This window comes from Nonomuraea sp. SBT364 (genome assembly GCF_001083785.1).
Lineage (GTDB): Bacteria > Actinomycetota > Actinomycetes > Streptosporangiales > Streptosporangiaceae > Nonomuraea.
The window spans coordinates 1-22,330 of the sequence record NZ_LAVL01000042.1; the positions used below are offsets into that span (position 1 = coordinate 1).

Below are 22,330 nucleotides of genomic sequence, written 5' to 3' on the forward strand. Positions count from 1 at the left end.
GTGCAGGTGCTGGGTGAGGGTTTCGGCGGTGGTGGTGGCCCAGTGGAGGTGGCGGGCGTGGACGGTGGGCGCCTCGCCGGCGGCGGTGAGGTGTTCGGCGGCGAAGGCGCGTACGGTCTCCAGGAGCCACCACCGCCCGGCGCCGCGCTGGACGAGGCTTTTGTCCACCAGCCGCCCGAGCACGTCGGCGACGTGGACGCGGCCCTCGCCGGCCACCGCGACGGCCGCCGGGAGGTCGAAGGCACCGGTGAAGACCGAGAGGCGGCGGAGGAGGGCGCGTTCGGCGTCCGCGAGCAGGTCGTGGCTCCAGGCGAGCACGGCGCGCAGCGACCGGTGCCGGGAGTCCGCTCCCCGGCCGCCGGCCAGCAGGCGCAGGTTGTCGTCGAGGGCGGCCAGCAGCCCTTCGGCGCCGAGGGCGGCGCTGCGGGCGGCGGCGAGCTCGATCGCCAGCGGCAGCCCGTCGAGCCGGGCGCAGATCGTCTCGACGGTGTCGGCGTCGAGGGCGCCCTGCCCGGCGGCGGCGGCGCGGTCGTGGAAGAGCGCGACCGCGTCGGAGTGCGGCGGCAGCGGCTCCACGGCCAGGACGCGCTCGCCGGGCATGCCGAGCCGTTCGCGGCTGGTGACCAGGGTCCGGGTGCCGGGACAGCGCGACAGCAGCCGGTCGACGAACCCGGCGGCCTCGTCCAGCAGGTGCTCGCAGTTGTCGAGCACGAGCAGGGCGGGCATGGTGCCGAGCCGGTCGGCGATGGCGTCGTCCAGGGGCCGCTGCGGCTGTTCGGACACGCCGAGCGCCGCCGCGACGGCCTCGGCCACGAACCCGTCGCGTACCGGCACCAGGTCCACGTACGCGCCCCCGTGCCCGAGCGCGCCCGCCACGGCGACGGCCAGGCGGGTCTTGCCGACGCCGCCGGGCCCGGCGAGCGTCACGAGGCGGGAGGCGGTGAAGGCGGCGGTGATCGCCTCCAGTTCGGCCGCCCGGCCGACGAACGAGGTGCGGCTGACCGGCAGCCCGGCCATCTCCCCGGCCGGGACGGCGAACGCGGCCAGCTCCTGCCGGTCGGTGACGCCGTACTTGCGCAGCAGCGACGACACGTGGCTCTCGACGGTGCGGATCGAGATGTGCAGGCGGCCGGCGATCTGGGCGTTCGTGAGCCGCGCGCCGAGCGCCTGGAGGACCTCCGCCTCACGCCGCGACACCCCGCCCGAACCTGACACCGTCACCTCCACATCATCGCCTATCAGGACTTTCCGTGGTGAATCCGTGGTGACCACGGATGTCTCCCGGGGGTCTCCGGCGAGAGGCTGAGAGCAGCCGAGAAACAGGAGGTCAGGGACATGGTGCAGCAGCTCGCGGACAGGACGTACCGGATCGCCGGCTTCCGTGGAGCCGTGCACCTGCCGGGTGGCGAGGGGTACGAGCAGGGGCGCGCGGCGCTCAGCCCGGCCGTCGACGCCCGGCCGGTGCTGGTCGCGGAGGCGACGGGGCGCGAGGACGTGCGGGCGGCGGTGGCGGCGGCCGGTGAGCTGGGGCTGCCGCTGGCGGTGCAGGCGACCGGTCACGGCACGCACGTCCCGTCCGACGGCGGCATCCTGCTCAGGACGACGGCGCTGGACCGGGTCGAGATCGACCCGGTCAAGAGGGTGGCGCGGGTCGGGCCGGGCGCCCGGTGGGGCCAGGTCCTGGCCGCCGCCGCGCCGTACGGGCTCGCGCCGCTGTCGGGCTCGTCGCCCGCCGTCGGCGTCACCGGCTTCACCCTCGGCGGCGGCGTGGGATGGCTGTCGCGCCGGTACGGGTTCGCGGCCGACAGCGTGGTGAGCGCCGAGGTGGTCACCGCCGACGCCCGGATCGTCACGGCCGACGCGTACCGGAACGCGGACCTGTTCTGGGCGCTGCGCGGCGGCGGCGGCAACTTCGGGATGGTGACGTCGCTGGAGTTCCGCCTGTACCCGGTGACGGAGGTGTACGCGGGCATCGCGTACTTCCCGTACGAGCGGGCCGGGGAGACGCTGACCCGCTACCGCGACTGGGCGGCGGCCGCGCCCGGCGAGGTGAGCACCGCGATCATGCTGACCGCGCTGCCCGACGGCAGCCGGGCGCTCGGCATCAAGGCCATGTACGCGGGCTCGCCGGAGCAGGGCCGGCAGGTGCTGCGGCCGCTGTGGGAGGCGGCCGGTCCGGCGCTCGTGGACGGCGTGCGCCCGGTGCGCTACGCGGACGCGGCGATGGGCGGCACGCCCGCGCGCTACCTGGACCTGTTCCCGGCCCTGCCGGACGAGCTGATCGGCGCGCTGGTGGAGACCGGCCGCGAGGCCACGGTGGAGCTGAGGCACTGGGCCGGCGCGATGGCCGCGCCGGGGCCGGACGCGGGGCCCGTGGGCCACCGGGGCGTGCCGTTCTCGATCATCGTGGACCAGGCGCTGCCCGGTCTCGGCGAGACGCTCGGCCGCCACGGGATCGGCGGGACGTTCCTGAACTTCCTGGCCGACAGCACCCGGGTGCGCGACGCGTACACGGAGGCGGACTACGGGCGGCTGGCGTCCGTGAAGCGGTGTTACGACCCGGGCAATGTGTTCCGGCTCAACCACAACATCGACCCGCAGGGCTGAACACGCCCGGACGGGGAAGAGGAGGGGCCCCGCCAAGGAGCCCCCGTGACGAACCCCTCCGACGTTGATTCGCAGCCCGGCGCCCGCACAGTACGGGTCCAGGGCTTCGCCCCCCACATCCTGGCCGGGCGGCGCGGCGAGAAGCCCCCGTTCGGCAAACCCGGCCGGCCCGTCAGCGGAAGCCCGTTCGTGTTCGGGTTCACGGCGGCGCTCGGCGTGCTGTCGGCCTGGCTGCTCGTCCAGGCGCTGACCGTGACCGCGTCGGCGCTGGTGCTGATCGTCGTATCGCTGTTCCTCGCCGTCGGGCTGAACCCGGCGGTCCGCTGGCTGGAGGAACGCGGGCTGCGCCGGGGGGTGGCGATCGGGGCCGTGTTCACGGCGGTGATCGCGTTCTTCGGCCTGTTCGGGGTGGCGGTGGTGCCCGCGCTGTCGCAGCAGACGGGCCAGTTCGTCGAGCAGTTGCCCACCTACATCGAACAGCTTCTCGCCAACCCGGGCATCCGAGAGCTGGACCAGCGGTTCGGGCTGCTGGAGCGGGCGCAGGACTACCTGCTCAGCGGCAACATGGGGTCGCAGGTGTTCAGCGGGCTGCTGGGCGCGGCGGGGATCGTGGTCAGCGTCCTGTTCTCGGCGCTGACGGTGCTGATCCTCACCCTGTACTTCCTGGCGTCGCTGCGCTCGATCACCGGGCTCGGCTACCGGCTGGTGCCGAGGAGCCGCCGCGAGCGGGTCCGGCTGCTGGGCGACGAGGTGCTGAGGCGGGTCGGCGGGTACGTCGCCGGCAACCTGATCATCTCGCTGATCGCGGGCGTGACGTCGTTCCTGTTCCTGTCGATCGCCGGAGTGCCGTACGCGTTGCCGCTGTCGATCATCGTGGCCGTGACGGACCTGATCCCGCTGATCGGCGCGGCCATCGGCGCCGGGGTCGCCTCGATCGTCGGCTTCTTCGTCTCGCTGCCGGTGGGGATCGCCTGCCTGGTGTTCTTCATCGCCTACCAGCAGGTGGAGAACTACCTGATCGCGCCGCGCGTGATGAAGCAGTCGGTGGACGTCCCGGCCGCCGCGACGATCGTGGCGGCCCTGATCGGCGGCGCGCTGCTCGGCATCGTCGGCGCGCTGCTCGCCATCCCGGTGGCCGCCGCCATCCAGCTCATCCTGGCCGAGGTCGTCCTCCCCCGCCAGGAAAGCCATTAGCCCTTGGCCTGGACCACCGGGGGGCCCTCGCTCGCCTGGACCAGGACGAAGCCCTGCCCCTGGAACGCGAGTTGCATCGCCTCGCCGCTGCCCCGGCCGATCAGCGCACCGGCCTTGAAGGTGCGGTTGACGCCCACCTGCAGGGAGGTGCTCCAGCACACGGCCGACTGCCCGTCGGCGTACGTCGGCAGGGCGGCCGCGTCGAGCACCACCGGCGTGCCGTGCGTGGTGACGGCGACCCAGCCGGTGCCGTTGAGCGTGGTGTTGAACAGGCCGCCGGCCGCCATGCCGGCGCCCTGTACCCGCTGGATGTCCCAGGTGAGCTGCGGCTGAAAGGCCAGCAGGTTGCGGCCGTTGACGGTCAGGCCCTCGTTCTCCAGGAAGAACAGGTGGATGTCGTCGGCGTTGTCGGCCAGGTAGAGCTGGCCCTGCCCGCGCACCCGCATCAGCGAGGCGCCCTCACCCGTCATGGCCTTCTTGAACAGCTTGCCGAGGCTGCCGGACCCTTCGTAGTCGAAGTCCATCTGCCCCTGGAAGGCGACCATCGAGCCCTGCTTGGCCAGCACCTCGGGAAGCTGGACGCGCAGCATCTTCGAGTTCTGCAGGGCGAAGCCCGGCGGAAGCTGCTGGGGGTCCATGTTGCCGAAGAATGAGCTGCGCACGCTCGCCCCTTTCGAGATGGATGTCCTATGACTCCCCCACGATATGGGGTCAGGACACACCGACAGTCGCGGCGTGCCCGAGCCCGGCGCGGGGGGCGTACGCGGGCCGGGTGAGCATCGCCTGGGCGAGCGTGGCCTTGACGAGCGCCGCACCACGCAGCACCGGCACCAGAGTCAGCGCGAACAGCACGCCCACCACGGTGTTGAAGGTCACGAAGGTCGCGGCGTCGGTGCCGAAGCCGAGCAGCGCCGGCAGGCCGCCCTCGGTGAAGCCGGGGATGCCGGCCAGGACCCAGCCGTACAGCGGGAACGTCAGGCCCGCGAGCGTCCCGGCCCACCACACGACGGTGAACACGAACGAGGCGATCGCGATCGGGAACGACAGGACGGCGTGCAGCAGGTCCATCGGGGCCTGCCCGTTGATCACCGGGTTCATCGTGCGCCGGAACCAACCGGCCCACACCGGCGCCTCCCGGTACTCGGGGCGGGCGATCGGACGGCCGAGCACCTCCGGCAGCGCGGCCCGCTCCACGTCGGCGAAGCGGCGGGCCATGAGGGCGGTGGCGGCCAGGACCGGCAGGCCGACGAACGCGACGGCGCTGCCCACCCCGGCCGCGATCCCGGTCACGACCAGGCAGAAGCCGATGACGGCCAGCGGGAAGCCGGTCAGGACGTAGCGGGTGTCGACGGCGATGCGGCGGCGGAGGTTCGTCATGTACGTAAACGTACGAGCCGGTGCCCTGGCGGGGCGCTCCCGCTCGCTGGCCTCTTGGGGTAGGGCTGTCCCTACCCCAAGAGCGCGTCAGACGGCGGCGCCTCCCGTCAGCAACCCGGCGACGGCGCCCGCCGTGGCGGGATGCCTCTCCAGCAGCGCGGCCACCTCCGGATAACCGCCGTCCCCGGAGCCGCCGTATGCGGAGGCGCCGTCCGGCAAGGCGCCCGCGTGGGTGAGGGGCTTCCAGGCGGCCTCGCAGCCGAGCAGCGCCGCCACGGCGTCGGTGGGGGCGGGGTGGGCGGCCAGGAGCTCGGCGACCGGCCCGCCGGAGACGAGCTCGCCTCCGGCGACGCCCCCGCCCGGACCCGGGCCGGAGGGGGTCGGCCATGGGGGCGCCCAGGTGTCCACGCCCGCCAGGGTGGCGGGGAAGGTGCGGCCGGCCTCCCGGATGAGGACCGGGACCAGCTCAGGAGCCTCCGAGCGGAGCGTCTTGATGAGCGTCGGCAGCCAGGGCAGCAGCACCCCGTCCGGCAGCCGCGCGAACGCCCCGGAGATCACCTCGACCACGAACGGCGTCAACGCCGGCGCCGCCTCCAGCGCCTGCACGAACCCGCTCAGGTACTGCGGGAACGACGGCACCACCAGCGGGTTGTCCAGCAGCTCCGCGCACCGCTCCCGCAGCTCGCCGATCTTCAGCACGCCGAGCTGGAACTGGGCCGCCCACAGCAGGGCGATCTTGCCGGGCGTCTCGGGATGGGACTGCCGCACGGCCAGTTCGAGCTGCGCCCGGTCGCAGCCGAGCGACAGCGCCAGGCTCTCCATGGACGACAGGAACCCGAGCATGGCGGCCACCTGCCGCACCCCGACGTCCTCGGCCACGAACGCGGTCGGCAGCAGCGTGCAGTACTGCGCGTAGCCGGTGGTGACGAACCGCTCGCACCACTCGGGCAGCGCCGGCTCGGTGGTCCGGTAGTGGGCCAGCAGCCGGCGGATGCGCCGCAGCACGTCCGGCGCGTCGTCGACGCTCCGCTCGGCGGCGAGCAGGTCCACGGCCCGCGCGCCGAGCTCGTCGGCGAAGCGCCGGCCGCCCAGGAACAGGATGGCCTCCTCGACCGCCTGCAGCGCGTCGGCGGCGGTCGCCTTCGGCTCCCACACGCTGCGCCGCAGCCGCTGTTCCAGCACCTGCTCGACGGTGACGCCCTCGTAGCCGAGCTCGATGAGCGCCCGCTGGTGGTGGCCGAGCGCGACGTCCCAGCTCTCCTGGACCGACCGCTCGCCCAGCCGGCGGCTGCCCATGATGGGCCGCACGGCATGGTCGGGCATCAGCCGCCGCAGCACCCACAGCAGCTGTGAGCAGGGCCGCAGCTCGGGGGAGGCGTTCAGGTCGAGCAGCACCCGGTGCACGGCCCGTTTCTTCATGTCGTAGCCGAGCGGTTCGAGCCGTTCGAACACGTCCTGGGCCAGCGGCGGCATCGACTGGTAGCCGACCTCGCCGATCCGGTCGCCGCCGAGCAGGATCTCGCAGAGCCGGCGCACGTCCCGGCGGCCGGGCACGCTGTCCTTCTCGATGCAGGTGACGGCCGCGTCCTGGAAGTCGTACGGCGTCGGCCTGGCCCTGCCGCGTATCCCGGCGAGCAGGATGGACGTCTCGTACACGGCGATGGCGTCGGCGGTGCTGGACAGGTAGCCGTTGCGCCGGGCCAGCCGGACGATGTCGACGCACCAGCCGACCAGCTCGGCCTCGTCGAGCGGGTCGCGTTCCGGCGGCTTGGACAGGAACCCGGTCAGCTGGTCGGCGGCCACCAGGGGCACGACGGGCGGCAGCTTGGCGGGCCGCTTGCCCTTCTGCTGCCCCTTGAGCGCGTACGGCTTGACGCCGCTCCTGGTGACGGCCTTGTCGTAGGTGGCGGCGGCGATCGACACCGAGCCGGGGGCCAGCCCGAACTGGGACTCGATGGCCGAGTGGCTGGACGGGATGAGGCCGTACAGCCAGTTCGTGGCGGTTCGCGGGGAGATGTCGAAGTCCGTAGGCGCCGCGTCCAGGCCGAACTCCTCGACGCGGCTGGCCGCGTGGAAGGCACCGCACACGTACAGGCAGCGCGCGGGGTCGGCGCCGGTCGCGGCGAGGTGCTCGCGCATGCGGGTCCACATGTAGCGCTCGCGGTCCTCGTCACGGTCCAGCTTGTCCGCGTCGTACGGGCGCAGCCGCCGGAACAGGCTGCCGATCAGCACCATGACCTGGCGGTAGGTGTCGTAGTCGGCACCGGAGAGCGGCTGTTCCACGTACTGGTCCCACCACTCGGACCAGTGGCGGACCTTGCCGTGGTGCAGCAGGTGCTCTTCGAGCTCGGCGAAGCGGGGCCGCAGGTCGCCGATCTCGACCCCGACCGCGTCGCCGTGCAGGCCGGCCTCCTCGGCGGGCTTGCCGGGCTCCTCCTGCGGGTGCCACTGGAAGACGTGGTCGGAGGAGCGGTCGACCAGCACCAGCTCGACGCCGGGGGTGTCGAGCGCGTAGGCGATGGCCTGGTATTCGGCGGACGCCTCGGTGATGGGTGCGACGACGCTGAGCGGCCCCCAGCTCTCGGGGAAGCCGTCGAGCTCGGCGGCGAACGCCTGCAGCGCCACCGGCAGCTTGCAGGTGCGCAGCTCGTCGAGGAGCGGCCGCAGGTCCTCGCACAGCTCCAGGTAGATGACCTGCGGCCGCTTGTCGCGCAGCCGCCTGGCCATGGCCAGGGCGGAGGCCGGCGAGTGGTGGCACACCGGGAAGATCTCCAGCCGCTCGCCCAGCGCCCGGTCGACGTCGTCGACCATGCCCGTGAGGATCTCGGACAGGGCGCCGGGCGAGCCGGCGAAGGTCTCGGCGGCATCGTTCAGCTGCTCGCGCAGCGCGCCGAAGAGACTCATGAGAGCGTGGCGATGGCCTGGCGGCCGCCTTCGAGGAAGCCCTGCCAGTCGCCGCCGTCCTTCTTGCTGCGCGGCTCGATGACCCCGTGCCAGTACTTGTTGAGGATGGCCAGGTCCTCGGGGCTGCGCCGGGCCAGCGAGCCGACCAGCGAACCGGCCAGCGTCTCGGCCTTCAGCGTGCGGTCGCCGAAGAAGTTGCTGTGCAGGATCGCGTCCTCCAGCACGCCGATCTGCTCGGCCGTGGACAGCGCGGACTCCAGCTTGCCGTCGTCGCTCTGCGCGGACGCGGCGGCGGCGCGCAGGTCGGCGAAGCTCTGCAGCAGGATGTCGAGCAGCGTGGGCGGCAGCTCCAGGTCGATGTTGTGCCGGCGCAGCAGCTCGGTGGTGCGGAAGCGGACGATCTCCGCCTCGCTCTTCTTGTTCGTCACGACGGGGATGCGGACGAAGTTGAAGCGCCGCTTGAGCGCCGACGACAGGTCGTTGACGCCCCGGTCGCGGCTGTTGGCGGTGGCGATGATGGAGAAGCCCGGCTGGGCGAAGACGATGTTGTCGTCGTCGAGCTCGGGGATGGACACGTACTTCTCCGACAGGATGGAGATGAGCGCGTCCTGCACGTCGCTGGTGGAGCGGGTCAGCTCCTCGAAGCGGCCGATCACGCCCTGCTCCATCGCCGTCATGATCGGCGAGGGGATCATCGACTCGCGCGACTGCCCCTTGGCGATCACCATGGAGACGTTCCACGAGTACTTGATGTGGTCCTCGGTGGTGCCCGCGGTGCCCTGCACGACCAGCGTGGAGTTGCGGGAGATGGCGGCGGCGAGCAGCTCGGCGAGCCAGCTCTTGCCGGTGCCCGGGTCGCCGATCAGCAGCAGGCCGCGGTCCGACGCCAGCGTGACGATGGCCCGCTCGACGAAGCTCCGGTCGCCGAACCACTTCTGCGCGATCTCCCGGTCCAGGCCGTCGGAGCGCTCGGAGCCGAGCACGAACAGCCGCACCATGCGGGGACTGAGCCGCCAGGAGAACGGCTTGGGGCCGTCGTCGATCGACTCCAGCCAGTCGAGCTCCTCGGCGTACTTGACCTCGGCGGGGGCGCGCAGCATCTCGTCGGTCATCTGGGGATTCTCCTAGTTGAGGAAGTTCTTGAGCTCGAACACGAGTTTGCGGATGTGGCCGGAGATCACCGGCGTGCCCAGGTCCTTCAGCTTCTGCTTGAACCAGGAGTCCACGCTCTGGTGCCCGGAGCTGCTGACGGACCCGACGGGGATCAGCTTCACGCCCGAGCGGTGCAGCGACTCGAACTCGGTCTGCACCTCCCGGTTGTCGTAGAAGTCGGAGATCCACACCACCGCGGTGTTGCGCGGGTCCATGATCTTGGGGCGGGCCAGGGCCATCGCGACCATGCCGTTGGTGCCGCCGCCGAGCTGGGTGCGCAGCAGCACCTCGAACGGGTCGTGCACCCACGGCGTCAGGTCGAGCGCCCGGTGGTCGTAGGCGATCAGGTGCACGTCGACCTTGGGCAGCCCGGCGAAGATGGACGCCAGGATGGTGCAGTTGACCATGGCGTCCACCATCGAGCCCGACTGGTCGACGACCACGATCATGCGGGCCGGGACGGTGCGCTTGGCGGTGTGCTTGTAGAAGAGCCGGTCCACGTAGAGCCGCTCGTCCTCGGCGTTCCAGTTGGGGAGGTTCTTCCAGATCGTCCGCTGGATGTCCAGGTTGCGGAACACCCGTTTGGGCGGCACCGACCGGTCGATGGTGCCGGCGCTGGTCTTCTGCACCTGGGTGCGCAGCACCTGGGCGACCTCGTCGACGTAGCGGCGGATCAGCGCCTTGGCGTTGGCCAGCGCGACGCCCGACAGGTTGTCCTTGTCGCGCAGCAGTTGCTCGATGAGCGACATGCTGGGCGTGAGCTGCCTCGACAGCGCAGGGTCGGCGAGCACCTCGCGCAGCCGCATGCGCTTGACCAGGTCGCCTTCGAGCCCGGCGAGCAGGCCGCCGAGCTCGTTGCGGCCCGGCTGGGCGCGCAGCTCGCCCGGCTCGCAGCCGAGCGCCTGCTCGAACCAGCCCGCGTCCTGCTGCCAGGCGGCCAGCTTGGTGGCGCTGACGTCGCCCGTACCGGTCGCGAACAGGTTGAGCAGCAGCTTGGACGCCAGAGCCGCGGTGCGGGCCCGGTCGCGCGGCGACTCGTCGTCGCCGGGCACCATCAGGTCGCGGAACTCGCCGGCCAGCTCGGGGAAGCGCTGCACCAGCGTGTCGACGGACACCGACGGGTCGAGCAGCGCGGGCGGCAGCCCGAGCGCGTCGACGACGGCCACGCTGGCCGCTTCGAGCGCCGGCTGCTCGTCGGTGTCGAACACGCGGGCCAGCAGCCGCCACAGCAGCACCTGGCGCCGGTTCTCCTCGGCGCGGGTATCGGTCATTTCCGCAGCAACCGTCCTGCTCGTTCGCGGAGTACGGCCACCGCGTCGCCCGACCTGGCCAGGGACTTGACGACCTTCGGATCGGTGGGGCCGAGCGCCCAGTCGCCGGTGTGCGCGGCGACCGGCTGGCGCTTGACCGTCGACTGGACGGCGAGCGGCTGCAGCAGCCAGCGGCCGTCCCAGCGCAGCAGGCCGATGCAGGCGGTGGAGGTGGCCAGGAGCTGCGGCGTGAGCGGGCCGCAGCCGGGCAGCCGGTCGGTGGTGACCGTGATGGCCTGGCCGCCGACCCGGAACTCGAGGCCGCCGTCGACCTTGGCCGCCTTGTAGCCCTCGACGAACACGGGCTCGGAGATGGCCACCGGGTGCCGGTCGAGCGGCGGCCCGGCGGGCGCGAGCGCGCCGGCGAGCTGGACGCGGGCGGTGGAGAACGGCGCGGCGAGCTCGCCCGCGGCGGCCTTGGCGTCGTCCCAGAGCAGGTCGCCGGAGGCCAGCAGCGGCATGTCGGTGAGGTCGAGCGACAGGTGCCTGGCCAGCGCGCCGAGCAGCACCGGGTGGTCCTGCAGCACGCCCCACACGGCCGGGCCGACGATGGTGTCGACCTTGGTGGCGGAGACGGCGGTGCGCACCAGCCGGGGCGTGCCGCCGTCCTTCGGCTCCAGCACGCCGTGCACCTGGAGCTGGACGGCGGTGGCGTGCTCGTGCACGTCGGCGCCGAGGATGAGCAGCCGCCCCGACACCGGGACGCCCGGGTCGCCGGCGCCGGACCAGCCAGGCTGGGTGAGCATCAGGGCGCGGGTCCACAGGTCGGCCCAGCGACGGGCCGGCAGCTTCTCCATCGTGGCCACCGGGCTGGAGGCGCGCAGCTCGCCGGCCAGCCCGTCGAGCAGCACGGCGGGCCGGCGCAGCGCGGGCTCCGCGAGCATGGCCTCGATGGCCTGGTCGGAGGCGGCGACGAGGTCGTGCCCGACGCCGCGCCACCCGGTGATGGCCACCTCGTGCAGCCACGACCGGCACCCGACGAGCAGGTTCTCCGGCACGGCGGCGGCCTCGCCATCGGCGGGCTCCTCCCAGGGGGCCCGGGACCGCCCGAGCGCCTCGTCGAGCCTGGCCAGCAGGGCGTCGGCGACCGCGCCGAGCAGCGCCGCGCGCGCCCCGGCCAGGATCGTCAGGTGCTCGCCCGCCACGGACCCGGTGGCGACCTTCTCCGCCGCCTCGGCGTCCCGGTCGCCGAGCGGGCTCGCGGCCACGGCGGCGGCGAGTCCGGTGACCGCCTGGGCGCCCTGCTGGCTGAGCCGCCCCAGCCCGGTGGCGAGCGCCTCGTCGAAGGCCGCGACCAGGTCGAGGGCCTCCTCGACGCCCGGCGGCAGGCCGGCGTCGAGCGCGCCGAGTTGTACTTCGAGCATCAGCGCACCGCCCCCGTCGACGGGAACCAGTGCATCTCGGCCACGGGCGCCGTGGTGGCCGGCAGCTCCAGGTAGCCGAGGTGGCGCAGGAACCGGCTGAACACCACGGCCGCAGACCCCGGCTCGTGCCCGCCGTTCAGGGCCCTGATCAGGTCGTAGCTGGACTCGATCGTCTCGGCGCCGTCGACGCGCAGGTAGCGGGCGACCCGCCCGGCGCCGTACTGCACGATCGCCTCGGCCACCAGCGAGTTCAGGTGCTTGCAGGGCGAGCTGTAGAGGCCGCCGCACGGCCGGTTGTTGTTGGTGCTGCAGTTGAAGCCGTGGGTTCCGGCGGCGATGAAGGACACGTACACCCGCCCGATGTCCGATCCGCTCGACACGACGCCCTGCAGCCGCCCGTCAGCCAGCTCGACGAAGGGCACCTTCGCCAGCTTGCGCGGCTGGACGGGCGGCACCACGAGGGTGACGCTGCGCCGCTCCCACGCGGTTGGGTCCGCGTTCACGATCCTCTGACCTCCAGGGCTCTTGATCAACGAACCGGCAATGTAGCGGAGGCCACTGACAAGAGTGGGCGATTCACCCAAGATGACTAGGCTTGGGCGGTGATCCTCTGGTACGACCGGCCTGCCGCCAGCTGGGAGAGCGAGACGCTGCCCATCGGCAACGGCGCACTCGGCGCGACCGTCCACGGCACCGTGGCGACCGAGCGGCTGCGGCTCAACGAGAAGACCCTGTGGACCGGCGGCCCCGGCGAGGACGGCTACCTGTCGGGCAACTGGCCGCGGCCACGGCCCGGCGCCGTCGAGGAGGTCCAGCGGGCCCTCGACGAGCACGGCAGCCTGCCGCCCGGGGAGGTGGCGGCCCGGCTCGGCACCCCGCCGACCGGCTTCGGCGCGTACCAGACCTTCGGCGAGCTCCTGCTCGACGTGCCGGACGCGCCGGACGACCCGGCGGGCTACCGGCGCTCCCTCGACCTCGGCGACGCCGTCGCCACCGTGACCTACCGGGACGTCGACGGGGTCACGTTCACGCGCGAATACCTGGCCAGCCACCCGGCCGGGGTCGTCGCCGGCCGGATCGCCGCCGACCGGCCCGGCCGCGTGAGCTTCACGCTGCGCTTCGCCGGCGGCCATCCCGGGTGCGAGGACGTCACGGTACGGGACGGCCGGCTGCGGGTCCGGGGTGCGCTCCCGGGCAACGGGCTGCGCTACGAGGGCCAGGTCCAGGTGCTCACCGACGGCGGCACCCGTACCGACGGGGACGGGACGGTCACCGTCAGCGGGGCGGACAGCGCGACGTTCGTGTTCTCGGCGGGCACCGACTACGCGCCCGAGTACCCGCACTACCGGGGGCCGGACCCGCACGAACGGGTGACGGCGGCCGTGGGCGGCGCGCCGCCGTACGACGAGCTGCGGCGGGCGCACGTGGCCGACCACCGCGAGCTGTTCGACCGGGTACGGCTCGACCTCGGCGAACCGCTGCCCGACCTGCCCACGGATCAGGCGCTGGCCGGGCGGGGCAGCGGGCTGCAGGCGCTCTACTTCCAGTACGGGCGTTACCTGCTCATCGCCTCGTCGCGGCCCGGCTCGCTGCCCGCCAACCTGCAGGGCGTCTGGAACGAGTCGAACACGCCGCCGTGGGAGTGCGACTACCACACCAACATCAACATCCAGATGAACTACTGGCCGGCCCAGGTCACCAACCTGGCCGAGACGGCGGAGCCGTACCACGCGTTCATCGAGGCGCTGCGCGAGCCGGGGCGGCGGACGGCGAAGGAGCTGTTCGGCACCGAGGGCTGGGTGGTGAACCAGAACACCAACCCGTTCGGGTTCACCGGCGTGCAGGACTGGGCCACGTCGTTCTGGATGCCGGACGCGGCGGGCTGGCTGGTGCGCGAGCTCTACGAGCACTACCTGTTCGGCGGGGACGAGGGCTTCCTGCGGGAGCGGGCGTATCCGGCGATGCGGGAGGCGGCCCTGTTCTGGCTGGCCAACCTGCGTACGGACCCGCGTGACGGGCTGTTGGTCGTCTCCCCCAGCTACTCGCCCGAGCACGGCGACTTCACCGCCGGCGCCGCGATGCCGCAGCAGATCGTGTGGGACCTGTTCACCGGGACGCTGGAGGCGGCCGGCGTCCTCGGCGTGGACGCCGAGCTGCGCGAGCGGCTGCGGGCGGCGCTGGACCGGCTCGACCCGGGCGTGCGCGTCGGCTCCTGGGGCCAGCTCCAGGAGTGGAAGGCCGACCTCGACGACCCGCGCGACGAGCACCGGCACGTCTCCCACCTGTACGCCCTGCACCCCGGGCGTCAGCTCACCTCCCCCGCGCATCTGGAGGCGGCCCGGGTCACACTCGGCGGGCGCGGCGACGGCGGCACCGGCTGGAGCAAGGCGTGGAAGATCAGCTTCTGGGCGCGGCTGCGCGACGGCGACCACGCGCTGAAGATGCTCACCGAGCAGCTCAGGGAGAGCACGCTGGCCAATCTGTGGGACACGCACCCGCCGTTCCAGATCGACGGCAACTTCGGCGCCACCGCCGGCCTGGCCGAGATGCTGCTGCAGAGCCACGCGGGCGTCATCGACGTGCTGCCCGCGCTGCCGGCCGCCTGGCCGCGCGGCTCGGTGGACGGCCTGCGGGCGCGCGGCGGCTTCACGGTCGGCGTCACCTGGGCGTCCGGCCGGGCGACGGAGATCCGCCTGACCTCGGCCCTCGGCGGCATCGCCAGGCTCCGGCACCCCGGGTCCGGCGTCCTGGCGGTGCCCACGGAGGCGGGACGCACGTACCGCATCATGCCGGTCGTATAGGGGGCCACCGGAACGATCACGGGAGGTTTCGCATCAAACCATCGTGATCCATATCAGGCGGCCGGCGGCGTTGCTCGCGGCAATGGCCCTGTGCGTCCCGCTCATCGGCGACTCCGTCCCGCGAGAGGCCGCCAGCCCACCGGCCGTCCCCGTGGCCACCGGGACGGCGCCCGCGTCCTGGAGCGCGCCCGCCGACTGCCCGTCACCCTCGCCCGTCCGGTTCGGCAGGCCGAGGACGCTGACCGCGGGCGGGCACACCGACGTGACGGCCGTGGACTTCGGCCGGCTCCACGGCAGGCCGATCGCCCTCTCGGCGGGCGCGGAGGGCACGGTCAGGTTCTGGCGGCTGCCCGGCTTCCGGCCCGCCGCAGAACCGCTGGACGGAACCGGCGTCACGTTCGTCGACCTGGCCGGACGCGCCGGAGTCCTGACCGAGGGCGGGTACGGGGCCCGGCTGTGGGACCTGGCGGCCAGGAAGGTGCTGATGCGCTTCCCCGAGGAGACGGCGTTCGCGCAGGGCCACTACCGGGGCCGTCCCGCCCTGTTCGCCGGCCACGGCCCCTCGGTGCGCGTCATCGACACCGCGACGCTCAAGGAGGTCCGGACGATCAGGACCGGCGGCGCGCGGGCCATCGCCGCCGGCCGGATGGACGGCAAGGAGATCCTGGTCGCCTACGAGGGCGAGGAGCAGCCGTTCCGCGTCTGGAACCTGGCCACCGCCCGCCCGATCGGCGAGCCCTTCTTCATCGACGACGAGTACGCCGACCCGCGCTGGATGCGGATCACCGAGACCCGGGGCCGGACGATGCTGCTCGTCCACTCCTACCTGGGCGTCCACCGCTTCGACCTGGCCCTGCAGGAAAGCCGCGCGATGCTCGTGCACGCCGATCCCGACCAGGCCGGCTACAGCGCGCCCGCGCTGCTGGACGGCGGCCTGCTCGCGCTCGGGCGGCTGACCGACGACCCGCACGACCTGTCCGCGTCGGTGCCCGCGGCCATCGCGCTCCGCGCCCCGGACGGCACGCGCCGGGGCACGCTCAAAGGCCACAAGGGAGCGGTGACGGCCGTCGCCGCGGGCGTGCTGGACGGCCGGCAGGTGCTGATCAGCGGCAGCGCGGACAGCACGGTCAGGCTCTGGGACGTCCGCGCCCGCAAGCCGGTCGGCGGCCGGAGCCCGGCGGCGCCGCGGGACGGCGTCGAACTCGCCGCCTTCGCCGGGCGGGACGGCAGGGCGTTCGCGGTGACCGCCGAGCGGGACGGCGCGCTGCGGAAGTGGAACCCGGCCCGGGACGCGCTCATGGGAGCGCCGATGCGGCCCGCCCGCGCGGCCGACCCGGACGAGTTCGGCTCGCTGGCCACCGCCGACCTGGACGGCGTCCCGGTCGCGGTGACGGCCGGCTACCCGTGGCGGATCGCCGTGCGCGACCTCCGCACCGGCTCCGAGCTCGGCACGCTGCCGCTGCCACGCGGCCGGGGCGCCCGCGACCGGCTGCACGGCGTCGTGGTGGTGCGGCGGCCCGGCGGCCCGGCGGTGGTGGCCGTCCAGACGAGTGCGGACGGCCACGTCGCCCGCGCCTGGGACCTGCGCACCCGCCGGGTGCTCTCCGCCTTCCCCCTCGACACGAGCTGGGCGACGATCGCCGCGCTGGTCGTGATCCGGGCCCACGCCTACGCGGTCCTGCACGACCAGCACCGGGTCGAGGTCTGGGACGCGGCCACCGGGCGACGTGTCTCCGCCTTCCCGGTGCCGCCGCCCCTGCCCGGTGAGACGGGCCGGTCCGGGATCTGGATCGCCCACGCCGGCGAGTTCGGCTGCCGCCCGGCACTGCTGTCCACCAGCGACGGCATAGGCGTCGTGCGGATCCTGGACCCGGTGACGGGCCGGGACCTGGCGCCGCCGGTGGACCTGCGGGGCCAGAAGGGCGACGGGGCGCTGATCGTCGGCTCGGCGATGATCAGCGGGCACGCCGTCGCCCTGGTGGACAGGGGGCCGGTGCGCCGCCTCTGGGACCTGACGACGCGGAAGCCGGTCGGGAAGGCGCTCGAAGAGGTGTATTCGAGCGCCTTCGCCGCCGGCGACCGCCAGGTCCTCACGGGCGGCCCGCAGGAGACGATCCTGCTGTGGCCCTACCGCGTCGCGTAGGCCCTGATCGCCTCCTGGGTGAGACCGTTGCCGTTGACGTCGGTGGCGGTGAGCCGGAGCGAGACGAACCCGGACCGGTGCCGGTCCACCTTGGCCTCGTACCGCTTGTCACCCTTGTCCTTCAGCCTGGCCGGCTTCCAGGTGGCGCCGTCGTCGTAGGAGACCTCCAGGGCCACGTCCTTGACGTCGCTCTGCTCGGCTCCTTCCTGGTGGAAGAGGCGCACGCCGAGCTTGCCGGACCGGGCCCGGTTCTTCAGGTCGACCGGCGCGTCGAAGGCGGCCATGAGCAGCGGGATCACGGTCGTGCCGTCGGCGTGCGCGGAGCCGAACGTCCACACGCCCCTCGTGCGGGTGGACAGCCTGGCCCACTCCGCCTCGTTGCGCAGGTCGTACTCGATCCGGTAGGACGCCTGTTCCGCCGGCAGGGTGACCCGGCCCGACGGCAGGTAGTTCGTCTGCGTGAGCAGCGTGTCGCCCTGGTAGAGGCGGAAATCGGTCTTCATGCCGCGCTCGAAGTCGCTGGTGTACGTCTCGCCGAAGTTGCCGTCGGCGTCCACGAACCCCTGCATGGCGAGCCGCAGCCGGTCACCCTCGCGGCGCAGCGGGTTGCGCGGGTTGGTGCCGGGCAGCAGCGGCTGCCTGAACCAGCTCCGGCTGACCCGCTGACCCGCCTCGAAGGTGGCGAACCCGGGCAGCGACAGGCCGATGCGCGGCGTGTCCGGGTGCGGCCACAGGCTGTTGTAGGGCCGCTCCGGCGTCCCGGCGCTGGTGGCCCAGCGCAGGTCGGCGCCCGGGCTGACGTAGTCGACGCGGGTGCGCGGCGCCTTGGCCAGCGGGCGGTTGGTGGTGATGGAGAGCGTGTCCCACGGCTCGAAGACGTAGCGGGCCTCGTTGACCGTCACGTCGTCGGAGAGCTGGCTGCGGTAGTCCGTCTCCACCCTGGCCAGCGACTTGGCGCGGACCACGTAGTCGAGCGAGTCGGGCACCCGGCCGACCTCGCGCAGGTACAGGTCGTAGGCGTACGGGCTGGCGACGATGCCCTTGGCCAGCACCGGGACGGGCAGCCGCCTGAGCCGTTCGACCAGCTTGACCCCTTCCTCGTGGGTGAGCCGCACGGTCGGGACGGCGAGCTTGACGCCGGCGCCGCCCGAGCTGATGTCGGCGCCGGGAGTGTCGCTGTAGATGGCGACCATCCTGGCCCCGGCCGCCGCGGCGGCGTTCGACTGGGTCGACACGGGCACGCCGGGGGTGCGGCGGATGACGGCGAGCTTGCCGCGCAGCCGGGCCTTGGCGATCTCCGCCGCGCTGCCCCGGCCGGCGTCGGCCGCCATCAGCAGGGCGGTCCCGTCGAGGCGCGGGTATTCGGTGGACAGGTCGCTGAAGTGGACCGGGTCGTAGTAGTAGGGCTCCAGGTCGAGGCCGGGCGCGCCGAACGTGATGGCCGGCGCCTCCAGCCGCCACCGGGTGGCGACGGTGAACGTGCCCTTGGTGACCTTCTTCGTCGGCTGCACGAACAGCCGCTCCTCGATCTGGCCGCCGGGCGAGATGTGGGTGCCGCCGCGCAGCACCGCGCCCTGGTCCCCGGCGCGGTACCACATGAGCTGGGCCGCAGCCCCCAGGTTGCGCTTGGTGCGGTGGTCAGGCGTCTTGATCTTGACCTCGACGGCCTTGCGGGCGTCGAGCACGACCTCGGTGTTCCCGGTGATCTCCATCTCGGGGTCGCCGACGAGGCTCTCGTGCAGCGGCTTGCCGCTCGCCGTGCTGTCCTGCCCGGCCGGCATCGTCCAGATGTGCCCGAGCACGGAGTACGTGCCGGGCGTCACCAGCAGGCAGGTGCCCTTGCCGTACTTCTGCTCGGTGCAGGGCTGGGCCGGCTCGCCCGGCAGCAGCCTGCCGACCAGCGTGCCCTCGTCCAGGTTGAGCACGGTGAAGCCGCCGCGGCCGTCGCGCCCGTCGCGGGCGATCCCGCGCACCCGCAGCTCGACGCGCCGCTGCTCGACGCTGGCCGACAGCAGGGTCCGCACGGTCACGCCGCCGGGACCGGTCGCGGTGAGGTGTTCGCGCAGCAGGCCGGGGGCGTCGCCCTTGAGCGTGACCTTGACCTCCGCCTTCCCGGCGGCGGGCACGCTGACCTTGGCCGGCTCGACGGTGAACCCGCCGCTGCCCGTGAGGTCCAGCTCGACGGGCGTCTGCCCGAGGTTGCGGTAGGCGACGGTGAGGCTCTTCTCCTCGCCGGGGACGACCTTGCCGAACTCGGCCGAGCCGGTCGAGGCCACGACCGCGCCCTTGAGCGCCGCGGCCACGTCGATCCGGCCGGTGCCCTGCGCGTCGACCGCGATGTCCTGGCCCGGCTTCGCCGTGCCCATCAGCAGGGCCTTCAGCTCCGGGCCGGTGATGCCGGGACGGGCCTGCCGCAGCAGCGCCGCCGCCCCTGCCACGTGCGGTGTCGCCATCGAGGTGCCCGACATGGCGGTGTACGGCTGGTCCTGGGCGGTGCCGCCGGTCCGGGCGGCGACGATGCCGACGCCCGGGGCGGTCACGTCGGGCTTGACCGCGAGGGTCGCCGCGATCGGGCCCCGGTTGGAGAAGACGGCGAGCTTGTCCTCGCGGTCGACGGCGCCGACGGTCAGCGCGTCGGGGGCGTCGCCGGGCGTGCCGACGCAGCCGTCACAGCCGTCGTTGCCGGCCGCGACCACGAACAGCGTGCCGTACTGGCGCGACAGCGCGCCGACGGCCTCGGTGAGCGGGCCGCCGGAGTCGGGACTGCCGAGGCTCATGTTGACGATCCCGGCGCGCTTCTCGCCCGCCGCCCATTCCATGCCGTCGATGATCCAGGAGAGCTGGCCGCTGCCGTCGCCGCCGAGCACCCGGCCGTCGACCACCGTCGCGCCGGGCGCCACACCCTTGCTGCGGCCCTCGGAGGCCGCGCCGCTCCCGGCGATCGTGCTCGCCACGTGGGTGCCGTGGCCGTGCGGGTCGCCGGTGGCGTTCTCGCCGGTGAAGTCGCGGCGGTCGGCCACCTTGCCGGCCAGGTCCGGGTGCGCGCCGTCGACGCCGGTGTCGAGCACGGCCACGGTCGTGCCGGTGCCGTCGAAGCCGGCGGCCCACGCCTCGGGCGCGGCGATCTGCGGCACGCTGTGTTCCAGCGACGGCTCCACCTTGCGGTCGAGCCAGATCTTCTCCACGGCGGCCAGCGGTCCGGCCGCGCGGGCCGCCGGGCCGGCGGCGGCGAGCTTGGCCAGCTCCGCGCCGAGCTTGCCCGCCTCGGCCGCGGTCACCGACACGCCCGCGCCGCCGATGCTCTCCAGCGTGCGCGCCTGCTTGACGGCCGGGATCGCGGCCTTCGGCACGTTGTCCCGGTAGGTGAGGATGAGCGGGATCGACGCCCCGTAGCCCTCCTCGGCCAGGTCGGTCACGTTGAACAGCGCCGCGTCCAGCCGGTCGGGCACCAGGGCCGCCACGTCGTCCGGGATCACGGTCAGCTCGCCGTCCGACTCCAGCGTCTGGAACGTCGGCACGTGCCCGTCGGCGCGCGGCGCCGGGGTGACCGTCACCGTCCGATTCTCGCCGTCGACCGCCCGCACTCGCACCCGGTCGCCGGTGATCAAAGTGATCTCGCCGGTGGCCGTCGACCCGCCGGCCGCCGGGGCGCTCTCGGCGCCCGCGCCCGGCACGGAGAGCGCCGAGACGGCCAGGACCGCCGAGACACCCACCACCGCCCCTCGGCGCCATCGCCCCAAACTAGACATCCGACAGTCCTCCAAGGCATGTGGTAATCAGAACTACCGAATTCCTATTGGCCGCGATCTCACGCTGTCTATGAGGTCGCCATGGCCAGAACTGGACTTGTCGTGAACCCGCCACCCAGCCCCCAGAACGCCCCAGAAAGAGCGCAGAGAGCGCTCTCTCACACGCAGTCAAGCTGAACGGCTGGTTACACCGCCGTTAAATAGGGCCTTGACAGATTTTCATGACACGGCCAATCCTCTAATTAGGGAGCGCTCCCCCGACTTCCGGAGTGACTCATGCGCCTCAGACTGATCGTCTTCGTCCTCGCCCTCCTCGCGCCCCTGCTCACCGCACTGCCCGCGGCCGCCGCCACGCTGCTGTCCCAGGGCAGGCCGGCCACCGCCTCCTCGACGGAGAGCGCGGCCTTCCCCGCCTCCGCCGCCGTCGACGGCAACCCCGGCACCCGCTGGTCCAGCGCCTTCTCCGACCCGCAGTGGATCCGGGTCGACCTCGGCGCGAGCGCCGCCGTCACCCGTGTCGTCCTCACCTGGGAGGCCGCGCACGCCACCGCGTTCCAGATCCAGGTCTCGGCCGACGGCTCCACGTGGTCGACCGTCCACAGCGCCACCGGGGCCACCGGCGGCACGCAGACCTTCGACGTCACCGGCACCGGCCGCCACGTACGCGTGCACGGCACCCAGCGCGCCACCCAGTGGGGCTACTCGCTCTGGGAGTTCCAGGTGTACGGCGACGGCGGCTCCAGCGCCGAGCGGCTGCTGTCGTACGGCAAGCCCGGTGTCGCCTCCAGCTCACAGAACGACGGCAACTGCTGGGAATGCACCCCGGCCCGCGCCTTCGACCTCGACCCGGCCAGCCGCTGGGCCACCGCCGCCTGGAGCGACCCGGGATGGATCTACGTGGACCTCGGCGCGACCGCCCAGATCAGCAAGGTCGTCCTGCAATGGGATCCGGCGTACGCGATCTCGTACCAGATCCAGGTGTCACCCGACGCGAACGGCTGGACGACCATCCACAGCACCACGTCCGGGACCGGCTTCAAGCAGACGCTGAACGTCACCGGCACCGGCCCCAACAACGAGCTGGAGTACTACACGAACAACGACAACGCCGCCCTGGACGGCCAGGGCCGCCTGGTCATGGAGGCCCGCAGGCAGGCCACCCCCGGCTCCTCCTGCCCCGGCGGCACCTGCCAGTACACCTCGCACCGGATGAACACCGGCAACAAGTTCCACTTCACCTACGGCAGGGTCGAGGCCCGGGTCAAGGTCCCCAAGGGCAACGGGCTGTGGCCGGCCTTCTGGATGATGGGCGCCGACTTCCTGACCGGCCGCCCGTGGCCGTACAACGGCGAGATCGACATCCTGGAGGTCCTCGGCAAGGACGTGAAGACGGCCTACTCCACCGTGCACGCGCCCGCCTACAACGGCGGCGGCGGCATCGGCGGCTCCTACACGCTGCCGGGCGGCGCCGACTTCTCCGACGACTTCCACGTCTGGGCAGCGCACTGGGACAGCACCGGCATCCGCTACACGCTCGACGGCCGGACCGTCTTCACGCTGTCGAAGGAAGAGGTGGAGCGGACCCGCGGCCCGTGGGTCTTCGACCACCCCTTCTACATCATCCTCAACCTCGCGGTCGGCGGCGACTGGCCCGGCCCGCCCGACGCCTCCACGCCGTTCCCGGCCCGGATGCTCGTCGACTACGTCCGCGTCTACCGGTGATCCCCTC

At 73.0% G+C, this 22,330-nt stretch carries 14 protein-coding genes; 5 read left to right on the plus strand and 9 right to left on the minus strand.

What is annotated here, in order from left to right; all coding sequences use genetic code 11:
* On the minus strand, positions 1–1,221 hold a 1,221-nt coding region (locus ADY59_RS20230), incomplete at its 3' end, for an ATP-binding protein (protein WP_231618801.1).
* Positions 1,222–1,335: 114 nt separating this feature from the next.
* On the opposite strand from ADY59_RS20230, the gene ADY59_RS20235 reads away from it, so the two are divergent.
* Both ADY59_RS20235 and ADY59_RS20240 read left to right on the plus strand, forming a co-directional pair.
* Complete coding sequence (locus ADY59_RS20235; protein WP_049564369.1) at positions 1,336–2,607, plus strand: FAD-binding oxidoreductase; 1,272 nt, start codon at positions 1,336–1,338, stop codon at positions 2,605–2,607.
* Between the two features lie 45 nt (positions 2,608–2,652).
* Positions 2,653–3,801 (plus strand): AI-2E family transporter, encoded by a 1,149-nt coding sequence (locus tag ADY59_RS20240; protein WP_082310255.1) that lies wholly within the window; start codon positions 2,653–2,655, stop codon positions 3,799–3,801.
* Here ADY59_RS20240 and ADY59_RS20245 read toward each other — a convergent pair.
* From ADY59_RS20245 to ADY59_RS20275, 7 genes are all read right to left on the minus strand, one after another.
* The gene (locus ADY59_RS20245; RefSeq protein ID WP_231618802.1) at positions 3,798–4,463 is read right to left on the minus strand and encodes an AIM24 family protein; all 666 of its coding nucleotides are present in this window, start codon (positions 4,461–4,463) and stop codon (positions 3,798–3,800) included. The genes ADY59_RS20240 and ADY59_RS20245 overlap by 4 nt on opposite strands.
* Before the next feature lie 49 nt (positions 4,464–4,512).
* A complete protein-coding gene (locus ADY59_RS20250; protein WP_053174945.1) occupies positions 4,513–5,178 on the minus strand; it encodes a sensor domain-containing protein in 666 nt (221 codons plus the stop codon).
* Positions 5,179–5,265: 87 nt separating this feature from the next.
* Entirely contained in the window at positions 5,266–8,082 is a 2,817-nt protein-coding gene (locus ADY59_RS20255; RefSeq protein WP_049564371.1) for a DUF5682 family protein, read from the minus strand.
* The gene (locus ADY59_RS20260) at positions 8,079–9,194 is read right to left on the minus strand and encodes an ATP-binding protein (protein WP_049564373.1); all 1,116 of its coding nucleotides are present in this window, start codon (positions 9,192–9,194) and stop codon (positions 8,079–8,081) included. The genes ADY59_RS20255 and ADY59_RS20260 overlap by 4 nt, the downstream gene beginning before the upstream one ends.
* Positions 9,195–9,206: 12 nt before the next feature.
* Positions 9,207–10,505: a vWA domain-containing protein gene (locus ADY59_RS20265; protein WP_049564375.1), complete on the minus strand. Its 1,299-nt coding sequence runs from the start codon at positions 10,503–10,505 to the stop codon at positions 9,207–9,209.
* Positions 10,502–11,908: a hypothetical protein gene (locus ADY59_RS20270; protein ID WP_049564376.1), complete on the minus strand. Its 1,407-nt coding sequence runs from the start codon at positions 11,906–11,908 to the stop codon at positions 10,502–10,504. Before ADY59_RS20270 ends, ADY59_RS20265 begins: the two co-directional genes overlap by 4 nt.
* Entirely contained in the window at positions 11,908–12,411 is a 504-nt protein-coding gene (locus tag ADY59_RS20275; protein ID WP_082310256.1) for a hypothetical protein, read from the minus strand. The genes ADY59_RS20270 and ADY59_RS20275 overlap by 1 nt, the downstream gene beginning before the upstream one ends.
* A 99-nt stretch (positions 12,412–12,510) precedes the next feature.
* Here ADY59_RS20275 and ADY59_RS20280 point away from each other — a divergent pair, with 99 nt between their 5' ends.
* Complete coding sequence (locus ADY59_RS20280) at positions 12,511–14,709, plus strand: glycoside hydrolase family 95 protein (protein ID WP_053174948.1); 2,199 nt, start codon at positions 12,511–12,513, stop codon at positions 14,707–14,709.
* A 43-nt stretch (positions 14,710–14,752) separates the two neighbouring features.
* Positions 14,753–16,852 carry a WD40 repeat domain-containing protein gene (locus ADY59_RS20290; RefSeq protein ID WP_156325614.1) on the plus strand — a complete coding sequence of 700 codons (2,100 nt, stop codon included), beginning with the start codon at positions 14,753–14,755 and terminating at the stop codon, positions 16,850–16,852.
* On the opposite strand, the gene ADY59_RS20295 is transcribed toward ADY59_RS20290, so the two are convergent.
* Entirely contained in the window at positions 16,837–20,565 is a 3,729-nt protein-coding gene (locus ADY59_RS20295; RefSeq protein WP_231618803.1) for a S8 family peptidase, read from the minus strand. The genes ADY59_RS20290 and ADY59_RS20295 overlap by 16 nt on opposite strands.
* A gap of 312 nt (positions 20,566–20,877) precedes the next feature.
* Here ADY59_RS20295 and ADY59_RS20300 point away from each other — a divergent pair, with 312 nt between their 5' ends.
* Positions 20,878–22,323, plus strand: a complete 1,446-nt coding sequence (locus tag ADY59_RS20300; RefSeq protein ID WP_049564384.1) for a galactose-binding domain-containing protein — start codon at positions 20,878–20,880, stop codon at positions 22,321–22,323.
* Positions 22,324–22,330 lie beyond the last annotated feature (7 nt).

Coding starts and splice junctions, on each gene's coding strand:
- ADY59_RS20235 (WP_049564369.1), top strand. CDS start 1,336: ATGGTGCAGCAGCTCGCGGACAGGACGTACCGGATCGCCGGCTTCCGT.
- ADY59_RS20250 (WP_053174945.1), bottom strand. CDS start 5,178: ATGACGAACCTCCGCCGCCGCATCGCCGTCGACACCCGCTACGTCCTG.
- ADY59_RS20255 (WP_049564371.1), bottom strand. CDS start 8,082: ATGAGTCTCTTCGGCGCGCTGCGCGAGCAGCTGAACGATGCCGCCGAG.
- ADY59_RS20260 (WP_049564373.1), bottom strand. CDS start 9,194: ATGACCGACGAGATGCTGCGCGCCCCCGCCGAGGTCAAGTACGCCGAG.
- ADY59_RS20265 (WP_049564375.1), bottom strand. CDS start 10,505: ATGACCGATACCCGCGCCGAGGAGAACCGGCGCCAGGTGCTGCTGTGG.
- ADY59_RS20270 (WP_049564376.1), bottom strand. CDS start 11,908: ATGCTCGAAGTACAACTCGGCGCGCTCGACGCCGGCCTGCCGCCGGGC.
- ADY59_RS20300 (WP_049564384.1), top strand. CDS start 20,878: ATGCGCCTCAGACTGATCGTCTTCGTCCTCGCCCTCCTCGCGCCCCTG.